Origin of the sequence: Gordonia gummivorans, from assembly GCF_022513585.1 — a bacterium.
Taxonomy (GTDB): Bacteria; Actinomycetota; Actinomycetes; order Mycobacteriales; family Mycobacteriaceae; genus Gordonia.
Genome location: NZ_JAKWBF010000081.1, coordinates 1 through 1,090, shown reverse-complemented (window position 1 = coordinate 1,090; position 1,090 = coordinate 1). Strand labels below are relative to the sequence as shown.

Sequence of the window (1,090 nt, the reverse complement as noted above, 5' to 3'; positions counted from 1 at the left end):
GATCCGTCCCGGTGTTTCCGGAGGGTTCGTCTCAAGGGAGAATGAAACCTATGGCAGCGGCAGGATCGAAGCGGTACTCGGCTGAGCTGAAGCGCGACGCGGTGGACATGGTCAGGCAGTTGGTGGCCCAGGGTTCCACGGAGTGGGCGGCGATGGGGAAGACCGCGGAGTTGTTGGGTGTGGGCTCGGCGGAGACGGTCCGCTGTTGGGTTCGTAAGACGCCGGCGACTGCGGCGGGCGGCGTTGCGGAAGCCGAGAACGAGGAGATTCGGCGGCTCAAGCAGGAAGTGGCGGAACTTAAGCGAGCGAACGGAATCCTGAAGGCGGCGTCGGCTTTCTTCGCGGCCGAGATCGACCGGCCACACCGCTGATTGTGGAGTTCATCCGCACTCACCAGGGTCACCGGGTGGGTGCGGATGGTCTTATCTGGGGCGTCGATTCGATGTGTGCCGTGCTCGGTGAGCATGGTATCCGCATCGCCCCATCCACGTACTACGAACATATCAACCGCGGGCCCAGTGCCCGTATGCTCGCTGATGCGCACGTCATTGATGCGATATTCACCCTTCGTCGGGAACGTCCGTTGATGCGTGTGTTGGGTTCGCGGAAGACATGGATAGTGTTGCGCAGCAATGGTATTGATGTCGCTCGCTGTACCGTTGAACGAGTGATGCGCGAGATGGGATGGCGTGGCGCGAGCAAGAAGAAACGGGTGCGTACGACCATCCCAGAGCCGAGCGCTGAGCGGCCGGCAGACCTGGTCGATCGACAGTTCTATGCTTCGGCGCCGAATCGTTTGTGGGTGGCAGATTTTACGTACTGTCGTACCGCCTCCGGGTGGGCGTATACAGCGTTCGTCATCGATGTCTTCGCCCGCAAGATCGTCGGATGGAAAGTGGCCTCGGAAATGACGGTGAACCTTGTGACTGACGCCATCAACAACGCGATCGACAATCGAAAGCGTTGTGGTGTAGTCGATTTGACCAAGCTCGTGCATCATTCCGATGCGGGATCACAGTACACGGCGATTGTGTTCGGGCAGCGACTGGCCGAGGAGGGAATCGCGGCTTCTATTGGCAGTGTCGGGGAT

General features: G+C 60.2%; 2 protein-coding genes. Both read left to right on the top strand.

Annotation, left to right across the window (positions count from 1 at the left end; all coding sequences use genetic code 11):
• The first annotated feature begins 50 nt into the window (after positions 1-50).
• Positions 51-371 (top strand): transposase, encoded by a 321-nt coding sequence (locus MKW15_RS24715; RefSeq protein ID WP_374248192.1) that lies wholly within the window; start codon positions 51-53, stop codon positions 369-371.
• A 2-nt stretch (positions 372-373) separates the two neighbouring features.
• Positions 374-1,090, top strand: a 717-nt coding sequence (locus tag MKW15_RS24170) for an IS3 family transposase (RefSeq protein ID WP_374248189.1), incomplete at its 3' end; no start/stop codon positions are given.